Origin of the sequence: Streptomyces sp. NPDC002588, assembly GCF_040295925.1 — a bacterium.
Taxonomy (GTDB): domain Bacteria; phylum Actinomycetota; class Actinomycetes; order Streptomycetales; family Streptomycetaceae; genus Streptomyces.
The window spans coordinates 26,933-52,677 of record NZ_JBEOWF010000067.1 but is presented as its reverse complement, the minus strand read 5'-3'; the positions used below and the strand labels follow the sequence as shown (position 1 = coordinate 52,677).

At 70.6% G+C, this 25,745-nt stretch carries 21 protein-coding genes and 4 pseudogenes; 9 read left to right on the top strand and 16 right to left on the bottom strand.

All coding sequences use genetic code 11. The features are described from left to right. Positions 1-108 precede the first annotated feature (108 nt). Positions 109-846: an HAD family hydrolase gene (locus tag ABT057_RS45730; RefSeq protein WP_352350682.1), complete on the top strand. Its 738-nt coding sequence runs from the start codon at positions 109-111 to the stop codon at positions 844-846. Between the two features lie 19 nt (positions 847-865). On the opposite strand, the pseudogene ABT057_RS45725 reads toward ABT057_RS45730, so the two are convergent. From ABT057_RS45725 to ABT057_RS45700, 5 genes and pseudogenes are all read right to left on the bottom strand, one after another. Continuing rightward, positions 866-1,045: pseudogene (locus ABT057_RS45725) on the bottom strand (ImpB/MucB/SamB family protein); the annotation flags it as partial. Next, positions 1,039-1,635 (bottom strand): annotated as a pseudogene (locus tag ABT057_RS45720) (hydroxymethylglutaryl-CoA lyase-like TIM-barrel protein); the annotation flags it as partial. The pseudogenes ABT057_RS45725 and ABT057_RS45720, both read right to left, overlap by 7 nt. After that, positions 1,632-2,491, bottom strand: a pseudogene (locus ABT057_RS45715) (acetaldehyde dehydrogenase (acetylating)). The pseudogenes ABT057_RS45720 and ABT057_RS45715, both read right to left, overlap by 4 nt. A 129-nt stretch (positions 2,492-2,620) precedes the next feature. Continuing rightward, a pseudogene (locus ABT057_RS49345) lies at positions 2,621-3,094 on the bottom strand (right-handed parallel beta-helix repeat-containing protein); the annotation flags it as partial. A 269-nt stretch (positions 3,095-3,363) separates the two neighbouring features. Next, entirely contained in the window at positions 3,364-3,999 is a 636-nt protein-coding gene (locus ABT057_RS45700) for an RNA polymerase sigma factor (RefSeq protein ID WP_352350679.1), read from the bottom strand. 254 nt (positions 4,000-4,253) lie between these two features. Between ABT057_RS45700 and ABT057_RS45695 the strand changes: the two genes are divergently transcribed. Beyond that, the gene (locus tag ABT057_RS45695) at positions 4,254-6,977 is read left to right on the top strand and encodes a pectinesterase family protein (RefSeq protein ID WP_352350677.1); all 2,724 of its coding nucleotides are present in this window, start codon (positions 4,254-4,256) and stop codon (positions 6,975-6,977) included. Between the two features lie 155 nt (positions 6,978-7,132). Continuing rightward, on the top strand, positions 7,133-8,425 hold the full coding sequence (locus ABT057_RS45690) for a cellulose-binding domain-containing protein (protein ID WP_352350675.1): 1,293 nt from the start codon (positions 7,133-7,135) through the stop codon (positions 8,423-8,425). 98 nt (positions 8,426-8,523) lie between these two features. Here ABT057_RS45690 and ABT057_RS45685 read toward each other — a convergent pair whose 3' ends face one another. The 4 genes from ABT057_RS45685 to ABT057_RS45670 all read right to left on the bottom strand — a co-directional run bounded on the left by ABT057_RS45685 (position 8,524) and on the right by ABT057_RS45670 (position 15,099). Continuing rightward, complete coding sequence (locus tag ABT057_RS45685) at positions 8,524-9,504, bottom strand: DNA polymerase Y family protein (RefSeq protein ID WP_352350673.1); 981 nt, start codon at positions 9,502-9,504, stop codon at positions 8,524-8,526. Then, positions 9,501-12,953, bottom strand: a complete 3,453-nt coding sequence (locus ABT057_RS45680; protein ID WP_352350671.1) for a DNA polymerase III subunit alpha — start codon at positions 12,951-12,953, stop codon at positions 9,501-9,503. Before ABT057_RS45680 ends, ABT057_RS45685 begins: the two co-directional genes overlap by 4 nt. A 451-nt stretch (positions 12,954-13,404) precedes the next feature. Next, positions 13,405-13,797 (bottom strand): cupin domain-containing protein, encoded by a 393-nt coding sequence (locus tag ABT057_RS45675; protein ID WP_352350669.1) that lies wholly within the window; start codon positions 13,795-13,797, stop codon positions 13,405-13,407. A gap of 96 nt (positions 13,798-13,893) precedes the next feature. Next, positions 13,894-15,099, bottom strand: a complete 1,206-nt coding sequence (locus tag ABT057_RS45670) for a glycosyltransferase (protein ID WP_352350667.1) — start codon at positions 15,097-15,099, stop codon at positions 13,894-13,896. A gap of 334 nt (positions 15,100-15,433) precedes the next feature. On the opposite strand from ABT057_RS45670, the gene ABT057_RS45665 reads away from it, so the two are divergent. Further along, positions 15,434-16,123 (top strand): glycosyltransferase family protein, encoded by a 690-nt coding sequence (locus tag ABT057_RS45665; protein WP_352350665.1) that lies wholly within the window; start codon positions 15,434-15,436, stop codon positions 16,121-16,123. A 55-nt stretch (positions 16,124-16,178) separates the two neighbouring features. Here the strand turns inward: ABT057_RS45665 and ABT057_RS45660 are convergent, their stop codons facing one another. Further along, positions 16,179-16,553, bottom strand: coding sequence for a cupin domain-containing protein (locus ABT057_RS45660; RefSeq protein ID WP_352350684.1), 375 nt, complete (start codon positions 16,551-16,553; stop codon positions 16,179-16,181). Positions 16,554-16,664: 111 nt separating this feature from the next. On the opposite strand from ABT057_RS45660, the gene ABT057_RS45655 reads away from it, so the two are divergent. Continuing rightward, the gene (locus ABT057_RS45655) at positions 16,665-17,108 is read left to right on the top strand and encodes a MarR family winged helix-turn-helix transcriptional regulator (protein WP_352350663.1); all 444 of its coding nucleotides are present in this window, start codon (positions 16,665-16,667) and stop codon (positions 17,106-17,108) included. 172 nt (positions 17,109-17,280) lie between these two features. After that, positions 17,281-18,165: an esterase/lipase family protein gene (locus tag ABT057_RS45650; RefSeq protein WP_352350661.1), complete on the top strand. Its 885-nt coding sequence runs from the start codon at positions 17,281-17,283 to the stop codon at positions 18,163-18,165. Between the two features lie 194 nt (positions 18,166-18,359). Here the strand turns inward: ABT057_RS45650 and ABT057_RS45645 are convergent, their stop codons facing one another. Further along, entirely contained in the window at positions 18,360-18,494 is a 135-nt protein-coding gene (locus tag ABT057_RS45645; RefSeq protein ID WP_352350659.1) for a hypothetical protein, read from the bottom strand. Positions 18,495-18,633: 139 nt separating this feature from the next. Here ABT057_RS45645 and ABT057_RS45640 point away from each other — a divergent pair, with 139 nt between their 5' ends. Further along, positions 18,634-19,257 carry a class I SAM-dependent methyltransferase gene (locus ABT057_RS45640; RefSeq protein ID WP_352350657.1) on the top strand — a complete coding sequence of 208 codons (624 nt, stop codon included), beginning with the start codon at positions 18,634-18,636 and terminating at the stop codon, positions 19,255-19,257. 47 nt (positions 19,258-19,304) lie between these two features. Here ABT057_RS45640 and ABT057_RS45635 read toward each other — a convergent pair whose 3' ends face one another. Continuing rightward, on the bottom strand, positions 19,305-19,829 hold the full coding sequence (locus ABT057_RS45635; protein ID WP_352350655.1) for a ribonuclease FAU-1 family protein: 525 nt from the start codon (positions 19,827-19,829) through the stop codon (positions 19,305-19,307). Beyond that, entirely contained in the window at positions 19,810-20,739 is a 930-nt protein-coding gene (locus tag ABT057_RS45630) for a GNAT family N-acetyltransferase (protein WP_352350653.1), read from the bottom strand. The genes ABT057_RS45635 and ABT057_RS45630 overlap by 20 nt, the downstream gene beginning before the upstream one ends. A gap of 86 nt (positions 20,740-20,825) precedes the next feature. On the opposite strand from ABT057_RS45630, the gene ABT057_RS45625 reads away from it, so the two are divergent. Next, complete coding sequence (locus tag ABT057_RS45625; RefSeq protein WP_352350651.1) at positions 20,826-21,194, top strand: GntR family transcriptional regulator; 369 nt, start codon at positions 20,826-20,828, stop codon at positions 21,192-21,194. Positions 21,195-21,211: 17 nt separating this feature from the next. Here ABT057_RS45625 and ABT057_RS45620 read toward each other — a convergent pair whose 3' ends face one another. From ABT057_RS45620 to ABT057_RS45610, 3 genes are all read right to left on the bottom strand, one after another. Beyond that, positions 21,212-21,985: a DUF72 domain-containing protein gene (locus ABT057_RS45620; RefSeq protein WP_352350649.1), complete on the bottom strand. Its 774-nt coding sequence runs from the start codon at positions 21,983-21,985 to the stop codon at positions 21,212-21,214. Between the two features lie 43 nt (positions 21,986-22,028). Beyond that, a complete protein-coding gene (locus ABT057_RS45615; RefSeq protein WP_352350647.1) occupies positions 22,029-23,123 on the bottom strand; it encodes a DUF5925 domain-containing protein in 1,095 nt (364 codons plus the stop codon). Between the two features lie 277 nt (positions 23,124-23,400). Then, positions 23,401-24,609, bottom strand: coding sequence for a S8 family peptidase (locus ABT057_RS45610; RefSeq protein WP_352350645.1), 1,209 nt, complete (start codon positions 24,607-24,609; stop codon positions 23,401-23,403). A gap of 325 nt (positions 24,610-24,934) precedes the next feature. On the opposite strand from ABT057_RS45610, the gene ABT057_RS45605 reads away from it, so the two are divergent. Continuing rightward, positions 24,935-25,741: an SGNH/GDSL hydrolase family protein gene (locus ABT057_RS45605; RefSeq protein WP_352350643.1), complete on the top strand. Its 807-nt coding sequence runs from the start codon at positions 24,935-24,937 to the stop codon at positions 25,739-25,741. The last annotated feature ends 4 nt before the right edge of the window (positions 25,742-25,745 follow it).

Sequence of the window (25,745 nt, the reverse complement as noted above, 5' to 3'; positions counted from 1 at the left end):
CCCCGACACCGAACTCGCCGCCATCCGCGCCCTCGGAGTCCCCGTCGAGATCGTCGAGACCGTCGAAGCCGTCGAAGCCGACACCGCCGGACCCGAAGAGCCCTCCCCATGATCCACACCCTGTTCGAAACACCCAGCGCCTACCGCCCCAGCGACGCCGAGACGGCCGCACCCGTACCCGCGGTGCAGGCCGTGCTGTTCGACTTCAGCAACACCGTCTTCCAGATGATCGACCTGGAGACATGGCTGCGCCGGATCGCAGCGGCCCGCGGCCGCCTCGCCGAACTGGACGAACCCGGCACGGTGACGGAGATCTCCGACCAGCTGCGGGCCGCCTTCCGGCTGCCCTCCGTCACCGCCCTCCAGGAAGGCCGCGATCTCTCTGCCGAGCGGCACCGCCGCGCGATGCGGGGCTGGTGGGAACAGGTCGACTTCCTGCGCGGCGCGGAGGAGGCGGCCTACCGGGAGCTCACCGCCCCGGACGCCTGGCTTCCCTACCCCGACACCGAACCGGTCCTGCGTGCCCTGCGCGAACACGGACTGCGCATCGGTGTCGTCAGCGACTTCGCCTGGGACCTGCGCACCCACCTCGCCCACCACGGGCTCGACACCCTGATCGACACCTGCGTCATCTCCTACGAACAGGGCCGCGAAAAACCCGACCCGCAACTGTTCCTCAAAGCGTGCGCCGATCTCGGCACCGACCCCCGCGCCACCCTCATGGTCGGCGACAACCCGGTCCGCGACGGCGGCGCGGCCGCCTGCGGTCTGCGCACCTACATCCTCCCGGCGGAACACCGCACCGGTGAACGCGGCCTGTCGGACGTGCTGCGACTCGTGGTCTGACATGCACCGTCACAAGCGGTCAGTTCGCCAGAGTGGCTGGAAGTACGGCCTCCGGCCCGAAGCGCCGACGGGCGCGGTCCGCCGCGGCTTCCGCCAGGCGAGCACGGGCGTCGCCGGGATCCAGAGAGAGCTGCCGGTAGGCACTTTCGGCCGGCAGCAAGTGGTCGGCACGGACAGCGAAGGCCCGGACTCGTGCCCGACCGACAACGAGAGGTTCTCGTGTGCGTGGACGCCGATCTCGGTCGACTCGTCGAGGACGTCTCGGTAGGCGCGGACGCGTTCGCGCATGCCGTCCATGGTGAGTCGGCCGCCGGAGTCGGTGACGTACACGCAGTGGGCGCCGTAGGACTCCATGAGCTTGGCCTGGGTGGCGAGTTCGGTGGCCGGGGCCATGTGGCTCATCATCAGGAAGCCGGAGACGTCCATGCCCAACTCGCGAGCCTTGGCGATGTGTTGGGCGGAGATATCGGCCTCGGTGCAGTGGGTGGCGACCCGTACCGAGCGGACGCCGAGGGCGTGGGCGCGTTCGAGTTCGGCGATGGTGCCGATGCCGGGCAGGAGGAGGGTGGTAAGCACCGAGTTGGTGGTGTTCTCGGCGGCTGCCTCGATCCACTGCCAGTCGGTGTGGCTGCCCGGGCCGTAGTTGAGCGAGCCGCCCGCCAGGCCGTCGCCGTGGGCGGCGACGATCCGCCCCACGTCGGCGGGGTCGATGCGGTGCCGGATGGCGTGCATGCCGTCCCGCAGGGTGACGTCCTGGATGTACAGCTGGCGGTCGACGTGTGTCGTCATCGGGTGGCCTCCGCGGGTACGGCGCCCTGCCGGGCGATCGACTCGGCGACCCTCAGGGCGGCCGAGGTCATGATGTCGAGGTTGCCGGCGTAGGCGGGCAGGTAGTGGGCGGCGCCCTCCACTTCGAGGAACACCGAGACCCGGGTGGTCACCGGCCCTGCGCCGTCCGGGACCAGGGTGTGCACCGGCTCGGAGTCGTCCACGGGGGTGAACTGCACCTGCTGCTTGAGCCGGTAACCCGGCACGTACGCGGCCACCTGCTCGGCCATGGCCGCGACCGACTCCCGGATCGCGTCGTGGTCGGCGTCCCCGATGAGGCAGAACACGGTGTCCCGCATGATCAGCGGGGGTTCGGCCGGGTTGAGGACGATGATCGCCTTGCCGCGGGCCGCGCGCCGCCGACCGCCTCGATGGCGTGGGAGGTGGTCTCGGTGAACTCGTCGATGTTGGCGCGGGTGCCCGGGCCCGCCGACTTGGAGGCGATCGAAGCCACGATCTCCGCGTAGTGGACCGGGGTCACCGCCGAGACGGCCGCGACCATGGGAATGGTGGCCTGACCGCCGCACGTGACCATGTTGAGGTTGTCGGCACCCTCGTCCAGATGCTGGTCGAGGTTGACGGGCGGCACGACGAACGGGCCGATGGCGGCGGGCGTGAGGTCGATCAACTTCTTGCCGTACGGCCCCAGTTTGTGGGCGTTGGCGAGGTGCGCCTTGGCCGACGTGGCGTCGAAGACGATCTCGATCTCGTCGAAGTCCGGCATCGCGATCAGGCCGTCGACGCCCTCGTGGGTGGTGGGGACCTTGAGGCGGGCGGCCCGGGCGAGTCCGTCGGACGCGGCGTCGATGCCGACCATGCCGTACGGGCCAGCCAGGCGAGCGCGTTGAGGGGGTCGCCGAGGCAGGCGGCGCCGATGCCCTCGGAGACGAGCACTCCGGGCGAGGACATCGTCGTGGCAGGACGTGCAGACGTACGCGTTCCCTGGGGAGTTGACGATCTCGATGCCCTGCACGGTGACGTGTCCGCCGCTCTGGGCGATGAGAGTGCCGGCGGCGGCCGGGATGCCCGACCCGTCGAACACTGGCTTCTCGTCACGGTAGTTGCTCACCGTGATCCGGTGCCCGGCCGTGCCGGAGGACGTGAGGGTGATCGTCCCGGCGGGGTGGTACGTGCCGCCGCGGACCGCGACCGTCTGGCCCGGGCGGGCCTTGGCGACGGCCCGGGTCATCGTGGCGAAGGGCCGGGCAAGGGTGCCGGGGTTCGTGTCGTCCCCGGTGGGGGCGACGTAGTAGTCGGCGGCGGTGACGCCGGCGTAGGACCGGGACGCGGTCGTCGGGGTGGCGGACGGTGTCGTAGCGGACGAGGCGCGGCCAGGCCGGTGCGGGGCTCCTGCGGTCGGCTCCGGGCCCTGTGCCGGGTCGGTTCCATGGGCGTGCGGCGGTAGTTGATGAACCGTCACACCGATGACGACGGCGAGTGTCGCCGTCGTGCCCACGGCCACGGTCGCCGACTTCGCCGAGACGCGGGCCAGACCGTGGTGCAGGGTGTTCAGCAGCGAGGACACCGGCCCGGGCGTCACGGCGTGCTGCCCTGCGAGCCTCGGGATCGCCGCCACCAGCGCGGCCGGGACGGCGAGGGCGCCGATCCGGATCGGCAGGTCGTCGATCGACCGGCAGGCGACCGCCGCCCCGCACTGCGGGCACTGGGCCACATGGCGCTCCAGCCTGGTCAGCAGCCGCCCTTCGGCACGCCCCGGCGACCGCCCGCGAGGGAGTCGAGTCCGGCGCACCGCGGCCGGGCCCGCCAGGCGGCGAGCACTCCGACCGCCGCTTCGAGCTTGGCCTTCATCCGCTGGATGCGTACCGCGGTGTGCGGGACGCTCAGGTGCAGCGCTTCGGCGACCTCGGCACGGGTCAGCTGCCCGGCGGTCTCCTGCCACCACAGCGCCAGCGTCCGGCGCTGCTCGTCGCTGAGCCACTGGCTCGCCTCCAGCAGATCGCTGCCGGCCTGGGACAACGTCTGGCGGTCGACGGCGAGTTCGGCGAAGTCCCCGACGGGGTCGGGGACTTCGGCCGCGTCGGCCACGTGCGTGTGGCGGGCCAGCCCGGCCTTGTTCCGGCGCCTGTGGTCGTGCATCTGCCGGATCGCGATGGCCACGATCCAGGACCGGAACCGCTCGGGTTCGCGCAGTTCGGGCAGTGCCCGCATGGCGCGCAGCATGGTCTCCTGCACGACGTCGTCGACGTCCGCGTGCCCGTGCAGGCCGCGCCCGACGATGTTGTAGATCAGCGGCAGATACTCGCTGAACAGGGCGGCCTGCGCGTCGGCGTCGCCGGTTCGGGCCGCGTCGACCAGCTCGGTCACGGACAGGCCGGTTCCGGGCGGACGGGTCGCCGTGTCGGTCGTGGGTCGTGCCGGAACCTCGCGCAATGCGCCCTCACAGAGTGATCCCTCAGCTGGAGGCGGTCATGATGGCACAGGCGTGCGAACGCACCAGGACCGGGCAGACGCGGCCCGGTTGGCGCGTCCGCACGGAATTCACGGAACTCGTGGTGCCGAACCTGTTATGGCCCGCCGGGGTGCGTCGTCTCCGTGGTGACAGCGGAGAAAGGAACGGCATGTACCTCAGACGTGGCAGACGGGCCCGGAGCAAGCGGTCCCAGTGGCGCATCGCGGCGGCCGGCGGAGCGGCACTCGTCGTCGTGGGCGGTGTCGCGGCAGCGGCCACCGTCGTCACGGGAACCGGCGGACAGACGGCCGAAGCGAAGGCCGGCACCTACACGCTCGCGGTCGCCAAGAGCGGGATGTGCATGGATCTGGTCGGCAGCAGCGGGTCGAGCGGTGCGCTGATCCAGCAGTGGGGCTGCGGCCAGGGGCAGGCCAACCAGCAGTGGACCCTGGTCGACCGGGGATCGGGCAGATTCGCCATCAGGTCCGCCGCCAGCGGGCTCTGCCTCGACGTCCCCGGCGCCTCCACCACCGACGGGGTCCGGCTCCAGCAGTGGGGCTGCGGGACCGACCAGGCCAACCAGCTCTGGACGCTGAAGCCGGCGCGCGACAACACCTTCCAGATCGTCAACGTCAACAGCGGTCTGTGCGTCAGCGACGCGAAGGCGAGCACCGCGGCCGGTGCCGCCGTCGTCCAGGAGACCTGCACCACCAACAGCAACAAGCGCTGGACTCTCACCCAGGCCGGCACCGGCTCGGCCGGCGCGACCCCGAGCCCGACCGCGAGCGCAGCCGCGAGTACGGCCACGGGCACGACGATCACGGTGGCCGCGGACGGTTCCGGCGACGTCACCACGGTCCAGGCGGCGATCGACAAGGTCCCGGCGAACAACACCAGGCCGGTGACCATCGCCGTCAAGAAGGGCACCTACCGGGGCGTCTTCACCGTCCCGAGCAACAAGCCGTACGTCACCCTGAAGGGCCTGGGGGCCACCGCTTCCGACGTCGTACTCGTCGAGAACCACGGGGCGGGCACCAAGAAGGCGGACGGCACGACGTACGGCACCTTCGGCAGCGCGACCGCGTTCGTCGATGGGCACGACTTCTCGGCGTCGAACCTGACGATCTCCAACGACTACGACTACGCGGCGAGCCCGAGCCAGGCGGTGGCACTGAGCCTGTCCGCCGACCGCGCGGTCCTCGACAACGTGCGGCTCCTGGGCCACCAGGACACCCTGCTGGTCAACGACTCCTCGCGGGCGTATTTCCTGAAGTCCTACGTGGAAGGCACCGTCGACTTCGTCTTCGGCGGCGGGATCGCGGTCTTCGACCGGAGCGACATCCACCAGCTGGGCAGCGGGGGTTACATCACCGCGGCCAGCACACCGGCGACCCGCACCTACGGCTATCTCTTCTACAGGTCGAACATCACCGGGGCCGGAGCCGCGGGGACGGGCAGCCTCGGCCGCCCGTGGCGTCAGGACGCACAGGTGCTGTACCGGGAGTCCACCATCGGGTCGTTCGTCAACACGGCCCAGCCCTGGAGCGACATGTCCGGTGCCGTCTGGACGAAGGCCCGGTTCAGTGAGTACAAGAACACCGGAGCGGGCGCGACGGTCAACTCCGGGCGCCCGCAGCTGAGTGACTCCCAGGCGGCCGACTACACCCCGCAGAAGTACCTGGCCGGCTCGGACGGCTGGAACCCGACCACCACCGCCACCACCACCACCACGAGCCCGGCATCCGGTACGGTCTGCAAGCCCACCGCCTACGGCGCGAAGGCCGACGGTGCGACGAAGGACACCGCAGCCCTGCAGAAGGCGATCAACGCCTGCGCGGGCAAGGGCACCGTGGAACTGACCGCGGGCAAGTACCTCTCGGGCGCCCTGACCCTGGCCGCCGACATGACGCTCCAACTCGACTCCGGAGCAACCCTGCTCGCCTCCCAGGACGCGGCGGACTACCCGTTGTCCGGCGGAAAGCTGTCACCGCTCCTCGGGGGTTCCGGGGTGAACAACCTCACGATCACCGGTGCGGGCACGATCGACGGCCAGGGCGCCCCGTGGTGGACGCTGATCAACCAGGAGAAGGCCGCGGGCAAGACGCTCTCCTCCCGCCCCGGTCTGGTGTCCCTCAACAGCGCCTCGAACGTGAAAATCACCGGGATCACGCTGAAGAACGCCCCCAACGTCAACATCACCGTCAAGAAGGTGACCACGTCCGCCATCGACGGGATCACCGTGCAGGCACCGGCGGACGCGCCCAACACCGACGGCATAGACGTGTGGTCGTCCTCCGGCGTCGCGGTGACCAACAGCACGATCGACACCGGCGACGACAACATCGCCATCAACTCCTCCTCGGAGGGGCCGTCCCACGACATCTCACTGAGCGGCTGCACGATCCTGCACGGCCACGGCCTGTCCATCGGCAGCTACACGTCGGGCGGCATCCACGACATCGACATCCACGACAACACCCTCAAGGGCACCACCGCCGGAGTCCGGATCAAGTCTGCGCGGGGCAGGGCCGGTGAGATCCACGCCGTCACCTACAAGAACCTGACGATGACCGACGTGAGGACCCCGATCCAGATCACCGGGTACTACCCGTCGGTTCCCGCGGACGGCGACGCCGCCCAGGCCGTCACCAGCACAACGCCGAACTACCACGACATCACCCTCGCCAACATCACCGCGACCGGCGCCACCACGGCCGGCCAGATCGTGGGCGTACCGGAGCAGCCGATCACCTCACTGACCCTGACTTCGGTATCGATCACCGCGAAGACGGGCTTGAGCGTCCGCAACGCCACGGTGAACACGACCGCCACCACCGTCAAGCCTGTCTCGGGCCCGGCGTACATCGTGCAGAGCAAGGCCACCGTCAAGTAGCGGCAGCACGCTCCCCGATCCCGCCCGTCGGGGAGCACTCCCCAGCACCACGACCCCGGAAATCCAGGTCGCCGCGACGGCAACCAACACACCCCCGGCGACCACTGCGAAGTCGGCTCCTGCGCCCGGTCCCCCTCACCGTCGCTGCCGCACTCGTGGCCGGAACCGGTGCGCTGGTACCGCTGCTGGCCAACGGCGCCGAACCGACCTGCGCGGTGGACTACAACGTCGCCGGACAGTGGACGAACGGCTTCCAGGGAACCGTCGGGATCACCAACAAGGGCGCACAGCAGACCAGTTGGACCCTCACCTTTGAACTCGGCGGAGGCGAGAAGATCACCCAGGGCTGGAACGGCGACTGGCAGCAGTCCGGCACGACCGTCACCGTCAAGAACACCAGCTGGAATGGCGCGCTGTCCCCCGGGGGCACCGTCACCGCCGGATTCATCGGCTCCCGTTCCGGAGCCACCGCCGTACCCACCTCCTTCAAGCTGAACGGCGAGACCTGCTCCTCCGGCACGGACACCACCCCCAGCCCCGGCGAGACCGTCGCCCCCAGCTTCAGCGAGTCCACCAGCCCGACGCCCACCCCGAAGGCGACCGAAACCGCGACCCCTCAGGCGACGAGCACTCCAGAGACCACTGCCACCCCCACGGCCGCCGCGAGCACGACCGCCGCGAGTGCCGCCGAGTGGAACCCGCCGTCCGGCATCGTCAAGCAGCTCGGCGACACCTGGGACCACATGGCCTCGACGTACCCGGACATCTACGGCTTCAAGAACTACGGCTTCGACCAGATCATGGCCAACAAGGGCAGCATCAACTACTGCGTCCGCTGGGACTCCGACAACCCGGTGACCGCCACGCTGCGCGACCAGGTCCAGACGACCCTGCAGAAGCAGTTCAACAAGTGGATCACCGCACTCAGCGAGAACGGCAAGGGCTACAACCAGTGGCCCTACGCCTCTGCGAAGGTCAAGGTCGTGGGCTGGGCGGTCAAGGACCGCTCCACCCTGAAGTGGGACGACGACTCCGTCGACATCTACGCCGGCAACCTCGACGAGGGCGGCGCACCCCAATGCGCCGAGCCCTGCGGCCGGTTCTTCCACCAGGACGGCGACTACTCCCAGTGCCCCGGCAAGGAGGCCCACCACTACGACGAGTCCCTGTGGCTCACCAAGGGCATGGGCTTCGGCGGCGCCGGCGGTGACTGGGGACAGCGCCTGGACCAGGAGTACTTCACGAACGCCCTGGACGAGGAGAACCTGCACATCTACCTGCACGAAGTCGGCCACACCTTCGGCCTGGACGACTTCTACGACTGGACCCCGACGCCCGACGTCGGCGGCTTCATCATGAACGCCGGAACCGCGACGGAGATCACCGAGTTCGACAAGTGGATGATCCGCGACTTCTGGCGCCACATCAAGAGCCGCTACGGCTACTGATCCCGAGGACGCCACTGCACCGCTCCTGGGCCTCAGCCCTGGGGCACGGCCGAATGGTGCCTCTCGCGTTGGACAGCCGGACAACTGCCGCAAGCCTGTCAGTCCGCCAGAGCTGCTGGACGTACAGCCTCCGGCCCAAAGCGTCGGCGAGCACGATCCGCAGCGGCTTCGGCTGCGCGGGCACGGGTATCACCAGGATCCAGAGACATCTGACGGTAAGCACTTTTGGCCGGCATCAAACGGTCGGCGCGGATGGCGAAGGCCCGGACTCGTGCCCGCTGCAGCCCCAGGGAGGTCAGCAAGCTCAGGGAAGTTGCGGCAAGAACTGGTGAGTGGTTGGTGGGTTCCGACAGCGCGCGCGTACGTGCGGTGGAGCTGTGGTCGGCATACCGCACGGTGAGCGTGAGTCGGCCGGCGATCTGGCTTTCACCACGCAGTAGTTGGCCGATCCGGTCGGCAAGTCCCAAGACCGCTCGGTGATGCTGTGCCGGGTCGAGGCAGTCCCGCTCCAGCATGAGATCGGCGACCAGGTGCGCTGCCGGTTCCGAAGGGCTCACCGGGCGAGGATCGTGACCGCGGGCGCGCTCGGCCAGCAGCCGGGCCGAACCGACTCCGAGCAGGCGTTGCAGGGTTGCCACAGGTATGTCGGCGATCTGGCCGATGGTGTGCAGCCCATACTTGTTGAGCGTTTCCGCTGTTGCCCGCCCGATCCCCGGCAGGGCGGTGACCGGGCGGGGGTATAGCCAAGTGGCAGCCTGCCCGTCGCGGATCCAGGTGGTGTCTCCCGGGGCGGACGCGTCGGCCGCCATGGCTGCCAGCATGCGGTTGCCCGCGAGCCCGGCGCTGCTGTCGATGCCGTAGAGGGCTTTCAGGCGGAGCTTCGCCAACTGAACGACGTCGTAGGGGGACAGACCGAAATATCTGAGTGCCGACGTCAGGTCGAGCTGAACGGCGTTGGGCGGGACAGCCTGTACGTGAGGCGTGATCCCGGACACTAGTTCGATTACATCGGTGCACTGGGCCTCGCTCAGCGCAGCGTGCAGATGGAGGTGGGCGATGTGCCGCTGACGCGTGGTCATCCCGCGCTCCCGGGGCTGCGGTGGCCGAACTTCTTCAGGTCGGCCGAGCGGGTGCCGGCGGGCTGGAGGTCGGCGTACGGGTGCAGGCGGGCTCCTGTCGTGCCGTTGGCCAGGGTGCGCTGCGGCTGGGCGGGGGTCGGGGACGGACGCTCGGCGCCGAGGAGGGCGAGTGCGGCCTCGGGGCCGTGGTCGCGGCGGGCGGTGGCGATCTCGTCCAGGTCCCAGGCCATGGTGCCGACGACGGTGCGGCGGGTGCCGCGCACCTGGACCGTGCCGCGCACCAGCAGCAGTCCGCTGTGGAAGACGGTGTGGGCGCAGGCCGGGTGGGAGTCCTCGAAGAACGCCAGGTCGACCAGGCCGGAGCCGTCCTCCAGGGTGACGAAGATGATGCGCTTGCCGCTGGCGATCGGCGGGGTCTGGGTGGAGGCCCGTACACCGGCGACCAACACCCGCTGCCCGGCGCGCAGGCCGGCCAGGTGGGCCGCGTCGGTCGCGCCGATCTCGCGCAGCAGCCGGTGGTGGTGCTCCATCAGGTGCCTGGAGACGTCGATGCCGAGGGTGCTCAGCTCGGCGCTCAGGGCTTCACGTCCGGTCATCTCCGGCAGCCCGCTCGGCTCCGCCCCGCCGACGGCGTTCGTATCGATGGGCAGCTGGCCCTTGCCGGCGGACCGGGCGCGGGAGGCCCGGTGGAGTTCGGCGATCTGCAGCAGCAGGTCGCGTCGCGTGAGGCGGCCGTCGTGGAGGCAGTTCAGGGCGCCGATCTCCGCGAGGCGTTCGGCGACCGGTCTGCTGGGGCGCGCCCGCTGCCAGAAGTCCGACAGCGATCCGTACGGCTGCCCCTCCTCGATCCGGGCGCACTCGTCCTCACTGATGCCGTGCACCGCGGACAGCGCGAGCCGCACGCCCCACTGCTCCCCGTCGGCCGGTTCCACGACATGCCTCGCCCTTGAGCGGTTGACATCGACAGACAGGACCGGGACACCGCGGCGACGGGCGTCGGAGACGAGGACGCGCTTGGGCCACATCCCGGGATCGTGTTCGAGCAGGCCGGCCAGCAGGAACGCCGGATGGTGCGCCTTGAGCCAGGCGCTCTGCAGGGCCGGCACGGCGAAGGCGACCGCGTGCGCCCGGCAGAAGCCGTAGGCGCCGAAGGCCTCGACGGTCTTCCAGACCTCGTCCCGGACGGCCGCGCTGTAGCCACGTGCGCGTGCCAGCTTGTGGAACCAGTCCTTGATCCGAGGCATCTGGTCCTTGTCGCCGAGCGCCCGCCGGGTGATCTCCGCGAAGGCCCGGTCGCAGCCGGTCATCACATGCAGGGTCTCGATGATCTGCTCGTGCCAGATGGTCACGCCGTAGGTGTCGGCGAGCACCGGCTCGAGGTCCGGGTGGGCGTACGACGGTGTGCCGCCGTGGCGGGCGGCGATGTACCGCTCGGGCATGCCGCCGGCGACCGGGCCGGGGCGGAAGAGGCTGATGTCGGCGATGACGTCCTGGGGGTCGCGGGGCTGGAGCCGGGACAGCAGGTCCTGCTGGCCGGGCGACTCCAGCTGGAACAGGCCCAGGGTCTGGCTCTCCTGGATGAGCTTGAACGCGAAGACGTCGTCGAGCGGCACCTGCTTCGGGTCGTCCAGGTCGATGTGGGTGCCGGTGGTCCGCTCGATCTCGGTGACGGCGTGGGCCATCGCGGACTGCATCCGGACTCCCAGGACGTCGAGTTTGATGTTGCCGAGCGCCTCGATCTCCTCCTTCGCCGCCATGGCCATGGGGTAGTCGCCCTGCGGTGTGGGCTGGACCGGCAGCCGGTCCAGGAGGGTCGCGTCGCTGATGACCACGCCGCAGGGGTGCATGGCCATGCCGTGGACCAGGGAGTCGAGGCCTTCGGCGAGCTCCCACAGGGGGCCGTACCGGTGCGCCTCGGCCGCCAGCTGCCGCAGCTCGGGCAGTTCGGCGAGGGCGCCGGTTATGTCGGAGGCGCGCAGGTGCGGGAAGCTCTTGGCGATCCGGTCGACGTCCGCGGGTGCGATGCCGAGGGCGAGGCCGGCGTCGCGCAGGGCGCGGCGGGCCCGGTAGGTCTCGGGCATCGCGGTGACCGCCACCCGCTCCTTGCCGAACCGTTCGAAGATCGTGTCGTAGCACTCCAGCCGTCGCGCGGACTCCACGTCGATGTCGATGTCGGGCAGTGAGGCCCGGCGCACGCTCAGGAAGCGTTCGAACAGCAGGCGGTGGTCGAGCGGGTTGGCGGTGGCGATGTCCAGCGCGTGGCAGACCATCGATCCGGCACCCGAGCCGCGGGCTGCCACCCGGATGCCCTTGGCCCGGATGTCGGCGACGACCTGGCCGACGGCGAGGAAGTACGAGTCGTAGTCCAGCGTGGAGATCACGGCGAGTTCTTCGTCCAGCCGGTCGAGCGCCGCTCGGTCGTGGTCGAGGCCGCGGCGGGCCATGCCGGCCTCGCACCGCCGACGCAGCAGGCGTGCGGCTCCGCCCGCTCCGGGTTCGGCGCCGAAGAGCGACGGTTCCGGGAAGTGCGGGGTGCCCAGTCCGAGGTCCGCTTCGGGGTCGATGGCGCACCGGTCCGCTGTGGCGGCGGTGTCCGTCATCAGACGGCGGGCCCGCCGGATGTCCGCTCCGGCGCATTCGGCGACCATCCGCGCCACGTTCGCCATTCCTCTCTCGTCCTTGAGCCAGCGTTGTCCGCTGTCCAGGCGGCGCCGGTCGATCGGCCGCAGCAGCCGTGCGGCGTCCAGGACGTCGGCAAGGCGATGCTGGTCCGGGTCGGCGTAGCGGACGGCGTTGGAGAGCACGGCGGTGGTGCGGGTGCGGTCGGCCAGGGCGAGGGTGCGGGCGGCCAGGCGCAGGGATCCCGGCCCGATGCCGGAACGTTTCTGCGCGACGGCTTCCAACCGGACCTCCCTCCCGAAGATCTCCTTCCAGGGCGCCAGCAGCTTCACCGCGACGTCCTCCCGGCCCACCGACAGCGCCCGCACCGGTTCCGAGAGCGGTCCGAGCAGCACGGTCAGACCGGGGCCGCCGTACTCGCGCAGCGCCTCCCACGGCACCACGGGCGCCGTACCGGACACGGCGCCGGCATGGGCGGCCGAGGTGATGCGGCACAGCCGTGCCCATCCCGCCCGGTTCTGCGCGAGCAGCGTGAACCGCAGCGGCGGTTCGATCACATGGGCGCCGCCGCGCGCCGGGGTGCGGCGACGCTGGGTGGGGGGAGGGGGCGCCAGGGCGTCCACCGCCAGATCGACACCGAAGAGCGGCCGGACCCCGTCCTTCGCGCAGGCCTGCGCGAACCGCACGGCACCCGTGACCGTGTCCCGGTCGGTGAGCGCGAGTGCGGACATGCCCCGCTCGGCCGCCCTCCGGACGAGGTGCTCGGGATGCGCGCACCCGTACCTCGCGGAGTAACCGGACGCGACGTGCACGTGGGTGAAGCCCGCCATGCCGCACCTCCATCACTCCACCCCTTTTCGGCCATACGCCCGATATGTTCATCGTACGCTCGTTCGATTACTCTAACCCCATCAGCCCCGGTCAGCGGCATGATTCGAACGTGAGATCGATCCTGTGGGTGTGTGAAGTGGTGGCCGAATCGAGTGTCGTCCCGTCACCTCGGTGACTGCGCAAGGAGGTTGGCGGCCGCATGGGCCGGAACCCGATCCCGAATCCCAGGGGCGGAGCTGTGACGAGCCCGCCGCCTGCGCCCTGCGGGCCTTCGGCACCCCGGACAGCGCCCCGAGATTCACCTCGGAGGCGACTCTGCGTACACGAAAAAGCACCCGGCGTGGGGAATCTTCGGGCCGGCGGCGATGGAGGCGCCGGCCGCCGGGGTGCCGCCGCTCGTGCGCGATCTGCCGGTCCTGCGCGAGGTGATCGGGACGGACAAGGCGGTGGTCAGCTCTGCGAACTCGCCCGCTCTTCGTCCTGTGGTGCGGCGTATCCGGGAACAGAAGGCCATCGCAGGGTCAGTACCACGGACTCGTCCTCAGCGATCCAGGAGTGATCCACTCCCTCGCCCCAGACGACATAGTCGCCCTGTTCCTCCAGCAGCACACTGCGACCGGGGAACTCCATGCGGAAGCGACCGCTGATGAGAACCAGGAGAGCCGTACGGACTTCGCCCTTCACCCACTGCGCTCGCTGGTCACCACGTGGATGGACGCCCCATTTGACCTCCACGGCGTTGCTGTGGCGAGGATCACCGTGCTCCTTGAAGTGCCCGAGCAGCCATCCCCGGTCCACCGCCGCGTCCTTGCCCGCATTCCCTACGTACACGCCGTCTTCCATGCGCCCGAACGCTAGCAGTCGACCACGACGCCGGAGCCCCGGTCGGTTTCCCGCTGACCGGGGCTCCTTCTCGCCTGTATCAGTCGGAGCGTTCGCTCACCGGAGGCGGTCGAGCAGCAGGCTTGCGGCCACCGCCGCTCCGTCGGTGCGGATCTTGCCGCCCAGAGCCTCCGCCCGCGTCCGGGTCTCGGGTGCCAGAACCATCTTGAACGCGACACACAGGGAGTCGACGGTCTGAGTCGGGCCGTCGACGGCCGCACCGATGCCCAGGTCTGCCACCCGGCCTGCCCAGTACTGGGTGTCCGACAGCCGGAGAGGTACCACCACCTGCGGCGCGCCCGCCCGGGCGGCCGTCACCGTCGTGCCCGCACCGCCGTGATGCACCACGGCGGCCACCCTGCCGAACAGACGCTGATGGTTGACCTCGCCGATGGCGAGGCAGTCGTCCAGACCGTCGACCAGGTCCAGATCCGCCCAGCCACGGGAGACGAGTACGCGGTGCCCCAGTGCGCGGATCGCCTCGACGGTCATGGCGGCGATGTCCCGCGACGGGCGCATGCTGCCGAAACCCACGTAGACCGGCGGCGCGCCCGCGTCCAGGAACGCCACCAGCTCGGCCGGGAGCGGGCGTTCGTCCGGCAGGTTCCAGGCACCCGTCTGTACGACGTCGAGGCCCGGGGTCTCCCGCCACGGCCCCAGGACCGGGTCCGCCGCCAGCCATGGCTGGTCGGTGAAGACGTGGTCGCGGACGTTGTCCACCGGCGGCAGGCCGATCGCCGCCCGGTGGCCGTTGAGCGTCTCGGCGAATTCCGCGTTCACATTGTGGGCGTCCAGCTCCCACAGCGTCCGGTTGTCGGCCGTCTCCGGCTCCGGCCAGCCCGGCCGCGGTGGGGGCGCATGGTGCGGCGACGGCAGTTGGATCGCCGCATAGCTCGCATACACGTAGCGGATCCCCGCGGCCTCGGCCACGGACCGCGCGGCGATCTGCGCCAGCCCGGCCGCCACCAGCGCGTCACATCCGTCGGCCGCCGCGGGGAAGACGTCGAACTGCGTGTCGACCATCTCGGTCCGGTACCGGGACAGGTCCGCCGCCGACGGCAGAGCCGACCCGCGCATCAGCGCTCGCACCGGCGGCCCGACCGGCACCAGTTGCACACCGAGACCTGCCAGCCGCTGCGCGAACTCCTCGTCGGGCGGGGCGCACATCCGCACCTCCACGCCGAGCTCCTGTAGTCGCACCGCGAGTGCCACCAGCGGTTCGACATCGCCACGCGTCCCGTATGTAGATAACAGCACCCGCACTCTGCGTCCTCTTTCCTTCTGTCCGAAGTGATTCGGCGTGCCCGCCCGGGCGTTGAGCGGCCCGGTCGGCGGCGATGTGTAGGTCGTGACGGGTATGCGGCAGCAGTGTAGGTCGCGGCTCGCGCCCACCCTGCCCTGCGCCTCCGCGATCTCGGGCGGGTTCCCGCGGCCGACACCGGGGAATGACCAACATCAACTGACGCAGTGGGAGGTCGTCTTTCGCCCGTCGGAAGTGGGTCACGATTCACGCGTCGCCGACACCCGGGCCCGGCGAGGCACGCAAGGTCCCCGATCGTCACCACGACATGAGAGGCGCTCAGTGCACAATTCGTCCGTGCCCATCCCTGATGTTTCGGTCATCTTGCCCTGCGCTGGATTCGGAACGCGCTTCGGGGCGCCCTACTCGAAGGAACTGCACTGTCTGGCTCCGGGGATCACCGTGCTGGACCACAGCCTGAAGGCCGTTGTCGAACTTGCCGAAAGCGGACTCAACGTGCGCCTGGTCGTCGTATTCGGGACACACAAGCTGGACACGGTGAGTTATCTCGCGCGTTATGCCGGGATCTTGCAGATGGTCTTTGTCTACCAGGACGAGTCGTTGGCGCCGGATCTCGGCGGAGCGATCCGGTCGGCCCTGCCGATGACGCAAGGGCCGGTGGCACTTGTGCTGCCTGACATCGTTGTCTCCGGCGTGGGTTGTGCAGGTGTGCTTCTCGCCGCGTTGCGGCAGACAGGGCCGACCGGTTGGAGCGTGGTGGCGGCCGAGGAACGGAATCCCCACACGCTTCAGCAGATGGGCGCACTGGCCCTGGTCGAGGCCGACGGCGTCCTGACGGTCGAGGCGGCCGCCGACAAGCCGGCCGATCCTTCGGGCTTCAATGCGTTCTGGGGCATGGTGGCAGTCACCGAGGAGGAGGCGCACAGGTTACCCGACGTGGTGAGAAAGGAGGCGGACAGTCCGCTGGCCGGTGCGATCGCTCTCATGGTGGACGGAATCGTCAACTACAACACCGCCGCGGGCTGACTTCCCGGGCGCGGACGAGTCCGGGTGATCGCCCTGCGCCCGGAGGCCCTGGTCGTCAGTTGGCCCACGGCGGGGCGATCCGCACCCCGTCGGCCAGCTCCGCCTCCAGGCCGATGGACGTGGTCACCCAGGACAGCGCGGTGTGACCGGTCGGGTTCTCGACCGCCAGGGTGGAGCCGGGGTTGATGATCACCGTGTCGCCGGCGGTGACCCGCTCGGTGTGGCCGTCGAGGGTGATGAGCAGTTCTCCGATGAGCAGATGGAAGATCTCCTCCCGGTTCACGGTGTGCGCGGGGGCCTTCGTCCCGGCGGGAATCTCGCCCCGCCAGGCACACAGCTCCTTGCTGCCGGTGAGGGGGGAGGCGAACGAGACGAAGCGGGCGCCGTGGGTCTCGTGGGTCACGGCGTCGGACGGGTGGACGACAGGCATGCGGGGCCTCCGGGGGCGGTCGACGATCCACCAGGGATGGTCAATCAGCTTGACCATATGGAACATGGTCAAGCTGATTGACCAATTCGTCAAGGGTGTTTCAATGCAGGCGTGCAGAACTCGGAAGCCCTCACCCTGGCAGCGTCCCTGCTCGCCGCCGCCGGCGAGCTCACGCGGCGCATCAACGACGGGCTCGCTGCCCGGGGTTTCGAGGTCCGGCCCGCCCACGGCTTCGCCTTCACCCGGCTCGCTCCGGACGGCGCGACGGTCACCGACCTCGCCGTCCATCTCGGGGTCACCAAGCAGGCGGCCAGTCAGCTTGTCGACGAGCTCGTACGCAAGGGGTATGTCGAGCGGCGGCCGCATCCGCAGGACGCGCGGGCCCGGCTGATCGTGCTCACCGGGCGGGGGTGGGAGTGCACCCGGGCGGCGGAGGAGGCGGCCGCGGACGTCGTGCGTGAGTGGTCCGATGTGCTCGGGGAGGGTGAGGTTCGCGTGTTGTGCGGTCAATTGGCGCGCATCGCCCCCTACGGTCCCATCAGGCCCGCCTGGTGACGGAACGTCAGTGGCCCCGGGTGTCACTGACTACCACTGGAAGTTTTTACTGACGCGTAACTTCACACTTCGGCTACTCGTTCGTAACTTGATGAGTGAACAGCATCCTCGTGATCCGGATCACAGGGCGTAAGGCCATCGCACCTCCCTTGAGCCGCAAGGAGATCACACGATGCTGCCCTGGAAGCGCGTGCTCAGACCGTTCGCCGCCCTGCTGCTGGCCGCCGCGGCCGCCACCGTCCCCGCCACCGCCGCCCATGCCTCCTCCGCCACCGAGACCTCCGCCACCGCGACGTCGTCCAGTGGCTGGAACGACTACAGCTGCAAGCCCTCCGCCGCCCATCCCCGCCCCGTCGTCCTGGTCCATGGCACCCTCGGGAACTCGGTCGACAACTGGCTCGGCCTCGCCCCCTACCTCGAGGCCCGCGGCTACTGCGTCTTCTCCCTCGACTACGGCCAACTGCCGGGCGTCCCCCTCTTCCACGGCCTCGGCCCCATCGACAAGTCGGCCGAACAGCTCGCCGCCTTCGTCGGCAAGGTGCTCACCGCGACCGGCGCCGCCAAGGCCGACCTCGTCGGCCACTCCCAGGGCGGCATGATGCCCCGCTACTACCTGAAGTTCCTCGGCGGAGCCGCCAAGGTGAACGCGCTCGTCGGCCTCGCCCCCGACAACCACGGCACCACCCTCAGCGGACTCACCAACCTGCTGCCCTACTTCCCGGGCGCGGAGGAACTCCTCTCCACCGCCACCCCCGGCCTCGCCGACCAGATCGCCGGCTCGGCCTTCCTGGCCAAGCTCAACGCCGGCGGCGACACCGTCCCCGGTGTCCACTACACGGTCATCGCCACCAAGTACGACGAGGTGGTCACGCCCTGGCGCGGCACCTACCTCAGCGGATCCGACGTCGACAACGTCCTGCTGCAGGACCTGTGTCCGCTCGACCTCTCGGAGCACGTGGCGATCGGCCTGTCCGACCGGATCGCCTTCCACGAGGTGGCCAACGCGCTCGACCCGGCCCACGCCACCGCCACCACCTGCGCGTCCGCGTTGAGCTGAAGCCGCGCGTCGTGCCGCCCGCCGGGGCCTGTCCGACCTGAGCCGCCGGTCAGGCCCCGGAGTTCCGGGGGGATGTCCCGGAACCAAGAAATCGTGAAAACGCCTGCCGGGGGAGGTCTCAAGCGATCTTTAGGGTTGCCTTAAGGCAGCGCTCAGGCTGGGATCAGGCTGGGGGATCGGGGGCCGGGTGACGCTCAGCCGTCCGGCCACCAGGTGCGTGCGATGTCCTTGCGCACCTCGGGGCGGCCCGCGGGGCGTTCGTCCACCTCTTCGCGGATCCGGCGGGAGTCCGTCTTCTTCAGGGGCTTCTGCACAGTCGTGCGGCGCATGGCTGCCTCCTTCAGGGCCACCGGGTTCCGCGTTCTCGCGGAGGTAGACCCTTTCCGGGAGAGTTCCTCATCGCCCCCTGCTCTGTCAGTGGCGGGTGTCACGATTCGAGTGTCAGTGGCGGGTGTCACTCTTGGGCACATGATGAGAAACGGTGACGAAGTGACTCCGGTGGGCGGGGAGACGATCGACTGGGACGCGGAGGCGGCCGCCTTCGACGAGGAGCCGGACCACGGACTGCGCGACCCGCAGGTGCGGGCCGCGTGGGCGCAGCGGCTGCGGAGCTGGCTCCCGCCGCGCGCCGGTGACCTCCTCGACCTCGGCTGCGGCACCGGCAGCCTTGCGCTCCTCGCCGCCGAACAGGGGCACCGGGTCACCGGCGTCGACCTCTCCCCGCCCATGATCGACCTGGCCCGGGCCAAACTCGCCGGGCGTGACGCCGTGTTCCTCCTCGGTGACGCGGCGGCGCCCCCGGTCGGTGAGCAGCGCTTCGACGCCGTCCTCGTCCGGCATGTGCTGTGGACCCTGCCCGACCCCGACCGCGTCCTGCGCCACTGGCGGGACCTGTTGCGGCCGGGAGGGCGGCTCGTGCTGGTCGAGGGCGTGTGGGGGACGGTCGCACCGGTCGGCATACCGGCGGACCGGCTCACCACCCTCCTCGCGCCGATCGCCGGGCACACGCGCGTCGAGCACCTTTCGGACGACGCGCGCCTGTGGGGCGGGGCCGTGGAGGACGAGCGGTATGTGGTGGTGGCGACCGTCTAAGGCCTTCGGGCAGACGACGCCGCTTTCGAAACACGACCCAGCCGTCCCTACCGCAGCAGCTCCGCGAAGTCGCCCTCGCGCGCCAGCGCCTCCAGCTCGTCGAGGGCGGCCACCGCTGCCGCGGCCGCCTCCGGGTCGGTCCGGGCCAGTCCGCCGGCCGCGAACTCGTCCTCGTCCAGCCGCCGTACGTCCGTGCCGTCGGCGGAGCGCCACAGGTCCAGGTCGAGATCCTCGACGAGCAGTTCGCCGCCGGTGAGCACGGCCGGGCGGGTGATGTCGCAGTACCAGCCCTTCACGGTGCCCGCCCGGTCGCGGACCTCCTTCACCGCGTACCAGCGGTCCCGCCAGTAGTACTCGGTGAAGACGTCACCCGCCTCGAACCGTACGAAGCCGAAGTCGCGTACGCCGTCACCGGCCCAGGGAGCGCGTACGACGATCCGGGTGCCGTCGTCGGACAGCAGCCCGGCCGGGTAACGGATCTTGGTACGGCCGCCTTTCAGCAGGACGACGTCCAGCGCGGCGTCCGAGGCGCCTCCCGCGGACCGGGCCGGATCAGCCGAGCGCGCGGACATACCGCACCTCCGTGGCGCAGATCTCGTATCCGAACCACTTGTTGATCGCGAGCATCGGGCCGTTGTCCGAGTCGTTGCCGGTGAACGCCTCCGTGTATCCCGCGGCACGGGCCCGGTGCAGGGAGTCGTTCTTGACGAGCTTGGCCAGGCCCCGGCCGCGGTGGGAGCGGGCGGTGCCGGTCATGCCGGTGCCGTAGCGCCCCGCGCCGTTCGTGTGGGCCGCGCTGAAGGCGACGGGACGGCCGTCCGCCACGGCGACAGAGGTCAGCTCGCGGTCGAGGTGGGGATGTTTCCAGGTCTGCTCGACCCAGGCCTGGTAGTCCGTGAACTCGGTGTCGATGTCACTCGGTTCGTCGGACACGACTGCCGCGTCCAGGGCGAACAGGGGACGTGGGTCGTCCGCGAAGTCGGCGGCGGTGCGCAGTTCGACGCCCGGCGGCGGGGCCTGCAGGGGCGGCAGCGGGGTGCGGGCCAGGTCCAGGCGCAGGAAGTGCGCGGAGCGGCTCGGCCGGTAGCCGTGGGCCTCGGCGAAGGCACGGTTGCCGGGCTCGTCCAGGACCCAGGCGAACAGGCGGGTCGCCGCGTGCGCCACGAGGTGCTCCTCCGCGGCGCGCGTCAGCAGGGTGCCCGCGCCGCGGCCGGTGCGCGCCGGGTCGACGTACACGTTGAGAAAGCCCTGGCCGGGCTCCGGGCTGTCGTGGGCGAGGCCCGTCTGGGCCGTGCCGATGATCTCGCCGTCCTCCTCGGCCACCAGCTTGCGGGCGTGGGCCCGGGGGTGGGACAGCGAAAGGTCGTGGACCATGGACTCCGGGCTGAAGTACACGTACGGCAGGGCGAGGTGCCGCACCCGGACGAAGCCCTCGATGTCGGTGGCCGAGCCGGGGCGCAGATCGCGCACGATGACGGTCATGTGGGCTCACGCTAGGGGTGTGCGGCCCGCGGCTGCCTCCCATTTTCCGGCGGTACATTTTCCCCCGGGTACGGGACAATCGGGCCGTGACCTTGAAGATCCACATCAGTGAGGGTGCCGCGCCGTACGAGCAGGTGCGGGCACAGATCGCCGAGCAGGCCCGGTCGGGCGCGCTGCCGGTGGGGTACCGGCTGCCGACGGTGCGGGGGCTCGCCGAGGAACTGGGGCTGGCCGTGAACACGGTCGCCAAGGCCTACCGGGCCCTCGAGACGGACGGCGTGATCGAGACCCGGGGCCGGGGCGGCACCCTGGTGGCGGCGGCGGGTTCGGCGGCGGAGCGGGAGGCGGCGACCGCCGCGCAGGCCTACGCCGAGCGGGTGCGGCGACTGGGACTGACCCGGGAACAGGCGTCGGCGGCGGTGGCGGATGCCCTGCGGGCGGCCTACGGCGGGTGAGCGGGCGCTGAAGCGGCTCAGCGGCGCGTGGCCGGCGAACTCGGGGTCCGGGTCACCGTCAGGCCCGCCCGTGCCGCCGTCCGGGCGAACAGGGCCGCGTCGCCCACCGCCGCGCCGCCCGGGTCGTTGTTGAAGTACGCGTACACGTCGTCGCCGTCGTTCCAGGTCGTCGCGACGCGGTCCACCCAGGTCTCCAGGGCGCGGCGGCCGTAGCGCGGCCAGGGCCGGGCGCGGCCCTCGTGGAAGCGGACGTAGCCCCAGCCGGCCGTCCGCCACAGCGGGGTCGCCGGGCGGGCCTGGACATCGGCCCAGCACAGCGCCGCTCCCCGGGCCTGGAGCACCTTGCGGACGGCCGGCGTCCACCACGAGTCGTGGCGCGGCTCGACCGCGACCCGGGTGCGGGCGGGGAAGGCGGACAGACAGGCGTCAAGGAGGCCCGCGTCGGCGCGCAGGGTCGGGGGCAGCTGAAGGAGGACCGGGCCGAGGCGGGCGCCGAGGCCGGCCGCGTGGTCCATCAGACGGTGCACCGGTTCCTCGGGGTCGCGCAGTCGCTTGATGTGGGTCAGATAACGGCTCGCCTTGACCGCGACCACGAAGTCCGACGGGACGCGCTCGGCCCAGGACGCGAAGGTCGCCCGGGAGGGCAGCCGGTAGAAGGCGTTGTTGATCTCCACGGTGGCGAACTGCTCCGTGTACTCCTCCAGCCACCTGCGCATGGGCACGTCCGCCGGGTACAGGACCTCACGCCAGTCCTTGTACTGCCAGCCGGACGTGCCGACGTACAGGGTCATACGTCAATGAAAGCACTCACGGAGAACGCCCACAGCGGGCGCTCTAGAGGTACAGCCCCGCCTCCGCCCGGCCTCTCGGCTCCGGCAGGGCCGTCGGGGACGTGCCCCGCCGCAGCGCGTACAGCTCCGCGAGGGTCGCGCCCTCGCGGCCGACGCCCTCCTCGGCGCCCAGCCAGTCCACCGCCTCCCGCCGGGTCAGCGGGCCGACCTCGATGCGGGCGAGGCAGCGGCCGGGGCGGACCACTGCCGGGTGGAGGCGTTCGAGGTCCTCGTTCGTGGTGACGCCGACCAGGACGTTGCGGCCCTGGCCGAGGAGACCGTCGGTCAGGTTCAGCAGCCGGGACAGGGCCTGGCCCGCCGTGTGCTTCGCCTCGCCGCGGATCAGTTCGTCGCAGTCCTCCAGGAGCAGCAGCCGCCAGCGGCCCTTGCCCGCGGAGTCCTCCTCGCCGATCGCGATGTCCATCAGATAGCCGACGTCGGAGAAGAGCCGCTCGGGGTCCAGGACGCAGTCGACCTGGCACCAGTCCCGCCAGGAACGCGCCAGGGTGCGCAGCGCCGAGGTCTTGCCGGTGCCGGGCGGGCCGTGCAGCAGGAGCAGCCGGCCCGCGATGTCCTCGGGGGTCGTCCCCATCAGCCGGTCCATCGCCTCGGCGACGGGCGCCGTGTAGTTGGGGCGCACCTCCTCCCACGTACCGGCGGAGATCTGGCGGGTGGTGCGGTGCGGACCGCGCCGCGGGGAGACGTACCAGAAGCCCATCGTCACGTTCTCCGGCTGGGGTTCGGGCTCGTCGGCCGCGCCGTCCGTCGCCTCGTCGAGCACCTCCGCGGCGAGTTCGGCGGTGGTCGCGGTGACCGTGACGTCGGCGCCGCGGTTCCAGCGGGAGACCAGCAGCGTCCAGCCGTCGCCCTCGGCGAGCGTCGCGCTGCGGTCATCGTCGCGGGCCACGCGCAGCACGCGGGCCTGGGGCGGCAGCAGGGTCGCGCCGGAGCGCACGCGGTCGATGTTCACCGCGTGCGAGTACGGCTGCTCGCCCGTCGCGAAGCGGCCGAGGAACAGCGCGTCGACGACGTCGGACGGGGAGTCGGAGTCGTCGACGTTGAGCCGGATCGGCAGAGCGTCGTGTGGGAGTGCAGACATGCCGCCATGATCCGGCACGAGGGCGGCCTCTGCACCCGGTTTCCGTGGTGCGCGTGGTGTGTCGGAATCGTCCGTATTGCGGGCAGGGGCCCCGGCGCGCGTGTCACCGGGGCCGACGTCGCGGGGGCGACCACGCTCACCGGTGGTGCGATGGCCAGGTGGGAGGAGGCGGGCCGGTACGTCCTCTCGCCTTTCCCGTCGGCAGGGGCGGACACAAGTGTTCCCCGGAGGCGACGGGGCCTCCGGGGAACGGTGGTTCAGATCCGTGCCGCGAGGGTCACGGGACGAGCTTGAGAAGCTTGTTGGGCGAGCCGGTGCCCGGGCTGGTGACCACGTTCGACGTGGCGCCGTTCACCAGTGCCGAGGCGACCTGGGCCGGGGTGGCCGAGGTGTGACCCGCCAGGTAGACCGCCGCGGCGCCCGCGACGTGCGGGGTCGCCATCGACGTACCGGAGAGGGTGGCGGTGGCGGTGTCGCTGGTGTTGTAGCCCGCGACGATCGAGGAGCCGGGGGCGAAGACGTCCAGGGCCGAGCCGTAGTTGGAGTAGCTCGCCCGGGCGTCGGCGCTGGTGGTGGCGCCGACGGTGATCGCCGTGGCGACCCGGGCCGGGGAGTACGAGGAGGCGTTGGCGCTGCTGTTGCCGGCCGCGACCGCGTAGGTCACTCCGTCGGCGATCGAGTTGGCCACCGCGGTGTCCAGCGAGGTGGAGGCGGAGCCGCCGAGGGACATGTTGGCGACCGAGGGGCCCGAGTGGTTCGCGGTCACCCAGTCGATGCCCGCGATCACGCCGGCCGTGGTGCCGGAGCCGCTGTTGTCCAGCACCCGCACCGCCACGATGTTCGCCTTCTTGGCGACGCCGTAGGTGGAGCCCGCGATCGTGGTGGCCACGTGGGTGCCGTGGCCGTTGCCGTCGGAGGCGGTGGTGTCCCCGTCGACGGCGTCGTAGCCGTAGGAGGCGCGTCCGCTGATCTGGGTGTGGGTGATGCGGACGCCGGTGTCGATGACGTACGCGGTGACACCGCCGCCGGCCGTGTCCGGATAGGTGTACGTGCCGGACAGCGGCAGCGCGGCCTGGTCGATGCGGTCCAGGCCCCAGGGGGCGCTCGACTGCGTGGTGTCGGCGAGGCGGACGGTCTGGTTCTGCTCGACGGCGGCCACCGCCGGGTCCGCGGCCAGTCTCCTGGCCTCGGTGGCGGAGAGGGTCGCGGTGTAGCCGTTCAGGGCGGCGGTGAAGGTCTTCTTCACCGTGCCGCCGTACTCCTTGATCAGGTCCTTGCCGGTCGCGGAGGACGCCTTGAAGCCGGTCTGCGACTTCAGGGTGACTATGTAGCTGTCCTTGACGGCGGTGGGGGAGTTCGCCGCGAGGACCCGGCCCTCGGCCGGGGCGGCCTGGGCGGGGAGGGCCGAGAGCCCGCCGACGAGGGCGGCGGCCAGAGCGGTTGCCGCGGTGGCGGTGCGGACCTTGGGCCTGCGCAGATGTGCCATGACGAGGGAGTCCTCCTCCAGGCGGCGTGCGCCCGGGTGGGGCGCACGACTGTGGGGGTGTGCGCACGCTGTCGCGCGCACGGCCTCGAACGGCGCGTTCCGTTCGCGGTTGAGGCAAAGGTTCCGCCATCGGAAGGCAAAGGCAAGGGAGTTGAGAGGTTGTCAACAAATTTGACATGCGCACGTAATGAGTCGGGCGAAAACGAGCCTTGAACGGTCTGGAGCGCTCCCCTCAGGGGCTCGAAAGTCTTGGCATGAACACTTCCGGTCAACACGCGTAGTTGCTACGACGGTTGTGGCAGAGATCCTGCTAAAGGGAGGTTCCATGAGACGTTCCCGACTTGTCGTATTCGTCAGCTCACTCCTCCTCGCCGCCGGCACCGCCCTCACCGGGGCGACCGCCGCGCACGCCGCCCAACTCGCCGCGACCGGCGGCTATGTGGCGCTCGGCGACTCCTACTCCTCCGGCGTCGGCGCGGGCAGCTACCTCGGCTCCAGCGGCGACTGCAAGCGCAGCACCAAGGCCTACCCGTACCTCTGGAACGCCGCCCACGCGCCCGCCTCGTTCACCTTCGCGGCCTGCTCGGGCGCCCGAACGGGTGATGTTCTGGCGAGTCAGCTGGGCGGCCTGAACTCCTCCACCGGCCTGGTCACGATCAGCGTCGGCGGCAACGACGCGGGCTTCGCCGACGTCATGACCACCTGCGTCACCAGCTCCGACAGCACCTGCGTCAACCGGATCAACACGGCCAGGGCGTACGTCGACTCGACCCTCCCCGGCAAGCTCGACACCGTCTACTCGGCGATCCGCTCCAAGGCCCCGAACGCCAAGGTCGTCGTCGTCGGCTACCCCCGCTTCTACAAGCTGGGCACCGTCTGCCTCGGCCTGTCCGAGACCAAGCGCTCCGCCATCAACAACGCGGCCGACCACCTCGACTCGGCGGTCGCCGTGCGCGCCGCCGCCCACGGATTCGTCTTCGGCGACGTCCGTACGACGTTCGGCGGCCACGAGATCTGCTCCGGCGGCTCCTGGCTGCACAGCCTCAACCTGCTCAACATCGGCGAGTCCTACCACCCGACCGCGTCCGGCCAGTCGGGTGGCTATCTGCCGGTCCTGAACAGCGCGGTCTGACCCG

Bases quoted from the DNA above. Each gene is read 5' to 3' on its own strand.
- ABT057_RS45675 (WP_352350669.1), bottom strand. From the start codon at position 13,797: ATGGAAGACGGCGTGTACGTAGGGAATGCGGGCAAGGACGCGGCGGTG.
- ABT057_RS45645 (WP_352350659.1), bottom strand. From the start codon at position 18,494: ATGCGCCGCACGACTGTGCAGAAGCCCCTGAAGAAGACGGACTCCCGC.
- ABT057_RS45685 (WP_352350673.1), bottom strand. From the start codon at position 9,504: ATGACCACGCGTCAGCGGCACATCGCCCACCTCCATCTGCACGCTGCG.
- ABT057_RS45630 (WP_352350653.1), bottom strand. From the start codon at position 20,739: ATGACCGTCATCGTGCGCGATCTGCGCCCCGGCTCGGCCACCGACATC.
- ABT057_RS45605 (WP_352350643.1), top strand. From the start codon at position 24,935: ATGAGACGTTCCCGACTTGTCGTATTCGTCAGCTCACTCCTCCTCGCC.
- ABT057_RS45635 (WP_352350655.1), bottom strand. From the start codon at position 19,829: ATGTCCGCGCGCTCGGCTGATCCGGCCCGGTCCGCGGGAGGCGCCTCG.
- ABT057_RS45730 (WP_352350682.1), top strand. From the start codon at position 109: ATGATCCACACCCTGTTCGAAACACCCAGCGCCTACCGCCCCAGCGAC.
- ABT057_RS45610 (WP_352350645.1), bottom strand. From the start codon at position 24,609: ATGGCACATCTGCGCAGGCCCAAGGTCCGCACCGCCACCGCGGCAACC.
- ABT057_RS45660 (WP_352350684.1), bottom strand. From the start codon at position 16,553: ATGCCTGTCGTCCACCCGTCCGACGCCGTGACCCACGAGACCCACGGC.
- ABT057_RS45650 (WP_352350661.1), top strand. From the start codon at position 17,281: ATGCTGCCCTGGAAGCGCGTGCTCAGACCGTTCGCCGCCCTGCTGCTG.
- ABT057_RS45695 (WP_352350677.1), top strand. From the start codon at position 4,254: ATGTACCTCAGACGTGGCAGACGGGCCCGGAGCAAGCGGTCCCAGTGG.
- ABT057_RS45640 (WP_352350657.1), top strand. From the start codon at position 18,634: ATGATGAGAAACGGTGACGAAGTGACTCCGGTGGGCGGGGAGACGATC.
- ABT057_RS45615 (WP_352350647.1), bottom strand. From the start codon at position 23,123: ATGTCTGCACTCCCACACGACGCTCTGCCGATCCGGCTCAACGTCGAC.
- ABT057_RS45620 (WP_352350649.1), bottom strand. From the start codon at position 21,985: ATGACCCTGTACGTCGGCACGTCCGGCTGGCAGTACAAGGACTGGCGT.
- ABT057_RS45680 (WP_352350671.1), bottom strand. From the start codon at position 12,953: ATGGCGGGCTTCACCCACGTGCACGTCGCGTCCGGTTACTCCGCGAGG.